The sequence below is a fragment of the Kamptonema sp. UHCC 0994 genome (assembly GCF_029167235.1).
Taxonomy (GTDB): Bacteria; Cyanobacteriota; Cyanobacteriia; order Cyanobacteriales; family Microcoleaceae; genus Kamptonema.
In genome coordinates, this window is sequence record NZ_JARFTR010000298.1 from 1 (window position 1) to 3,915 (window position 3,915).

At 44.0% G+C, this 3,915-nt stretch carries 3 protein-coding genes and 1 tRNA gene; 2 read left to right on the top strand and 2 right to left on the bottom strand.

The window, feature by feature from the left end:
• Positions 1–82 precede the first annotated feature (82 nt).
• The gene (gene nadA, locus PY364_RS26625; protein WP_275570730.1) at positions 83–1,054 is read right to left on the bottom strand and encodes a quinolinate synthase NadA; all 972 of its coding nucleotides are present in this window, start codon (positions 1,052–1,054) and stop codon (positions 83–85) included.
• Between the two features lie 175 nt (positions 1,055–1,229).
• Here nadA and PY364_RS26630 point away from each other — a divergent pair, with 175 nt between their 5' ends.
• Together PY364_RS26630 and PY364_RS26635 are read left to right on the top strand one after the other, a co-directional pair.
• Positions 1,230–2,150: a TIGR04168 family protein gene (locus PY364_RS26630; protein WP_275570731.1), complete on the top strand. Its 921-nt coding sequence runs from the start codon at positions 1,230–1,232 to the stop codon at positions 2,148–2,150.
• A gap of 37 nt (positions 2,151–2,187) precedes the next feature.
• A tRNA-Ser gene (locus PY364_RS26635) sits at positions 2,188–2,272 on the top strand.
• Positions 2,273–2,352: 80 nt separating this feature from the next.
• Here PY364_RS26635 and PY364_RS26640 read toward each other — a convergent pair.
• Positions 2,353–3,789, bottom strand: a complete 1,437-nt coding sequence (locus PY364_RS26640) for a hypothetical protein (protein WP_343278954.1) — start codon at positions 3,787–3,789, stop codon at positions 2,353–2,355.
• Positions 3,790–3,915 lie beyond the last annotated feature (126 nt).

Consider the following 3,915-nt stretch of genomic DNA (forward strand, 5'->3'; position numbering starts at 1 on the left):
GTAGTTGCGCTTCAGCGCTCTTAGGGTATATGAAAGAGCGCTGAAGCGCAACTACGTACCTTTAAGAAAATCCGATTAGGTTTTATGCACTCATTTCTAACATCCGTTGAATCGGTAGTAAAGCTGCGACTCTGATATCTTCTGATAAAGTAATTTCTGGAGTACGATTTTGCATAGCAAGATACAACTTTTCCAAAGTATTTAATCTCATGTGAGGACATTCATTACAAGCACAATTATTAGTTGGAGGAGCAGGAATAAATTTCTTTTCTGGAGATTCTTTCTGCATTTGGTGAATAATTCCCGGTTCAGTAGCAACGATGAAACTTTGACTGAGACTGGATTGAGAATATTTCAGCAAAGCAGTTGTCGAACCGATATAATTAGCATGGCGTAAAACTGGTGGTTCGCATTCTGGATGAGCAATTACTTCTGCTTCAGGATGTTCGATTTTGAGCTGAACTATCTTCTTTTCTGAGAAGATTTCGTGAACCATACAAGCACCTTGCCAGAGTACCATTTCTCTGCCTGTCTGTTCGGCAACGTAGCGACCAAGATTCCGGTCTGGCCCAAAAATAATCGGTTGATTTTTGGGGATTTGATTAACAATTTTAACAGAATTAGAACTTGTGCAAATAATATCGCTCATTGCCTTAATTGCAGCAGTGCAATTAATGTAAGAAATTACTAAATGGTCGGGATGTTCGGCTTTAAATGCAGCAAAAGCATCGGGAGGGCAACTATCCGCAAGGGAACAACCTGCATTTAAGTCTGGTAAAAGTACAAGTTTATTCGGATTGAGAATTTTGGCCGTTTCTGCCATGAAGTGAACGCCGGCAAAGACAATAACATCAGCGTTAGTGTTGGCGGCTTTGCGGGCCAATTCTAGGGAGTCACCGATGTAGTCCGCGATGTCTTGAATGTCTGGATCTTGATAATAGTGAGCGAGGATGATGGCGTTTAGTTCTTGTTTGAGTTCGTTAATTGCAGCAAACAAGTCGTGAGGTAGTCTGGGAAGGGTAATATTTGGTTGAGTTGCGGCAATGGTAAACACAGTAGTAACCTTTGAGGGTGAGTTGGGGTTGGATTAAGTGTATTTTGAATTATAGTCGTTTTCACCAAAAACTGTGGGGTCAAGGTTTAATTAGCGCGGAGAGTGCAAAAATTGACCTCGGTTTCTTATGCTGGATTAAGAAGGGGCTAGGACTAATTCAGATATGGTCAGTCAAATGAATCAGGCTAAGGTGGTCAAAATTGCGGTAGTGGGAGATGTTCACGATCGGTGGGAAGCTGAGGATGGGGTTGCTCTGAAGCATCTGGGTGTTGATTTGGTGCTGTTTGTGGGGGATTTTGGGAATGAGTCGGTGGAGGTGGTGCGGGCGATCGCATCTTTGGATATTCCCAAGGCGGCGGTTTTTGGCAATCACGATGCTTGGTACACGGCGACGGAGTGGGGTAGAAGTCAGTGCCCTTACGATCGCCAGCAGGAAAATCGAGTACAACAGCAGTTGGATTTAATGGGGGACGCTCATGTAGGCTATGGGAAGCGAGACTTCCCGGAGTTGGGTGTGACTGTGGTGGGAAGTCGGCCTTTTACTTGGGGTGGCCCGGATTGGAAGTATCCAGATTTTTACAGTGAGTGGTTTGGAGTGGAGAGTTTTGCAGAGTCTACTCGGCGGATTGCTGCGGCTGCGGCTGAGGCGGATTGTGAAAGCGTGATTTTTTTGGGCCACACTGGGCCAACTGGTTTGGGAGATGCGCCGGAATCTCCCTGTGGGAGAGATTGGAAGCCGTTGGGGGGGGATTTTGGAGATCCAGATTTTGCGGAGGCGATCGCGCAAACTCGCGCCTCTGGGAAGCAAATTCCGCTGGTGACATTTGGTCATATGCACCACAACCTACGCCACACAAAGAAGATTTTGCGGAAGTCGGTAGAGGTAAGTGCTGAGGGGACGGTGTATTTGAATGCGGCGAGAGTTCCCCGAATTGTGGAAGAGGGGAGGACTCGACTGCGGAATTTTTCGGTGGTGTTGCTGGAAGCGGGGGTGGTGTCGGAGGTTTCTCTGGTTTGGGTTGGGGATGATTTCGCTGTGGCCTTGGAACAGATTTTATATCGGCGCAGTGAGCCTGCGGTGCGAATTGTTTGTTAATAGTGAGGTGTTCTGATATGATAAATTTGATGCGCCTGGAGAGGTGGCAGAGTGGTCGAATGCGCTTGACTTGAAATCAAGTGAACTGAAAGGTTCCGTGGGTTCAAATCCCACCCTCTCCGTTTTTGAGTTAATGCTTTGTTTGTGAGCGATCGCTCTTTTCCGTAAACCAAGAGCGATCGCACCTATATCTGACACTCCACTACCTTTGACTAGCTTCATGCAATTGCTTACTTTCCGCCAATATTCTCTGAAAATCCTCCTCACTTAACTGCTTAACATAATTAATCTTCACTTCCTCTAAGAAATCTGACAACAGTAATTGAATTTCCTGCAAAGTTTGCTGTTGTTGTAATTCACTTCCCAACGCCTTACCAAAATGCTGCACTAGCTGATTTGAAAGTTGAGTACCTACGGTATCGTCGGCGGCCGCTTTAAACGCTTCGTAAGCATTTTGAGGCCCAAATGCTGCTAGTTTAGATAACTCACCAACTAACTGTTCCGCTAGCTTTTCTGGAAAATTTCCTAATCCCGGCACTTGCTGCAATCCTTGATAAACCGGAGATTGTTTAAGCGTACCTTCTATACTATGCCGCAGCAACGCTTCCAAATCTGGCTGGAGTTGAGGAAGAACTTTGTAAACAGTTAATTGTACTAAGCGAGTAGCAATCTCTTCTATTTCATTAACATTATTAATATCTTTATAGCGCTGTTTCTGCGATTGAAATAACTGTTTCGCAAACTCCCCAGAGCGAATCGAGCCTTGCATCTGATTGATAATTTGAATCACCACAACTTCCGTTAGTTCCTGTGCAAAACTACCAATAAAAACGCGGGTGATTACAGTTCGCAAAGGTTCAAGATCCGGTAATTTTGCTTCATTCAAGCGAATTATAACTGGAATAACCCGCAGCAATCGCCAGAAAGGAAGTAACAGCAAAATATCATACCACCGCCAAAGCATTGCTTCTCGCCATGTCAAGCCCAAATAGCTGCGACTGAGGAAAAATGTTCGCCCCAGAAATTCCAAACCAAATATAATGATAAACCAGCGATCTATCTTCCAGAAAAGCTCAATTGATTCGCCATTTTCCCCAAGTCCACGATAATAATTAGTGGCGATTAAAGGTTTAATTTCCTGATTAAACCATTGAATTTCTTGTGGCAAACCAGCCTTGTTTAAATACTCGCGACTCCAAAATGTCCTAAATGCTTCTTTGGAAGAATCTTCGGGATTTGGAATCCGATTTCGCATTCTATTTTTAATTTTTTCCAGATTTCCGCTCTTGTTAGCCACTGCAAAAGGATTTTGATCGATCATTTCCACGCTTTCCCTGCGAAGTTGCTCTAATAAGTTGCTGACTTCGGGAGAGTTAGTTCCTGTTTGCAAGACTTGAGCTTCTAAGGCTTTAACAGTGTTTAAATATTTCTGGGTTTCTCTGTTAGGTTCAATTCCTTTATAGGGATCGTAAAATTGAGTAATAGCAGGAAATTGCCGGAAGTAGAAACCTCGCCAAGGTATATAACTTAAGTCAAATAATGCTAAGCTAAAATCTACTAAGGCGAGAAGTGCCATCGTGCCATCGAACCAGCGGAATTTAGTGGATTTTTTCTTAGTGGTGTCTTTTTTATAGGGCATAAGTAATTGTGTTATATCACATCTGATAACATACTGGGAGCCTCCCATTTTTGTAGTAAAGGCGAAGCATTCACACCCATATCCTAGTAATTTAGGTAACGCCGCCATCCTGGCGGTTCTTTGACC

Excerpts from the sequence above, each read along its gene's own strand:
- PY364_RS26630 (WP_275570731.1), top strand. The coding sequence starts at position 1,230 with ATGAATCAGGCTAAGGTGGTCAAAATTGCGGTAGTGGGAGATGTTCAC.
- PY364_RS26640 (WP_343278954.1), bottom strand. The coding sequence starts at position 3,789 with ATGCCCTATAAAAAAGACACCACTAAGAAAAAATCCACTAAATTCCGC.